The organism is Corynebacterium sp. HMSC034A01, assembly GCF_001838175.1.
In the GTDB taxonomy this organism is placed as follows: Bacteria; Actinomycetota; Actinomycetes; order Mycobacteriales; family Mycobacteriaceae; genus Corynebacterium.
In genome coordinates this window covers 1-255 of sequence record NZ_KV835943.1, presented here as the reverse complement: position 1 = coordinate 255, position 255 = coordinate 1, and the positions used below count along the sequence as shown (strand labels likewise).

The following is a 255-nucleotide window of genomic DNA, read 5'->3' as shown; positions in this document are numbered from 1 at the left end:
CGCTCATGAGCACTTGGATAATGGCGTCTTTGACCGTTTCCCGGTCGCGCATCTCAACAACGAGCTTTTTCAGCTCGTCCATGTCACTGGGTAAATCAGCGATATCGTCTATCGGCCCAGGGCCTGGCAGCCACTCGTTGACTGGCCGGGGTGGTCTCTTCGCATCGGCTGCTTCATCGACTCGCTGCTGCTGATGGTTGCGTTGGACTTTGCGGTGTTTGCTCACGCGTTCCATTGTCGCCGCAAACGCCTCGT

1 protein-coding gene is annotated in these 255 nt (G+C 57.3%); it reads right to left on the bottom strand.

The genetic code is table 11. The annotated features are described in order from the left end of the window. A partial coding sequence (locus HMPREF2791_RS03880; RefSeq protein WP_141764905.1) for a hypothetical protein occupies window positions 1-226 on the bottom strand: 226 nt, incomplete at its 3' end. Window positions 227-255 lie beyond the last annotated feature (29 nt).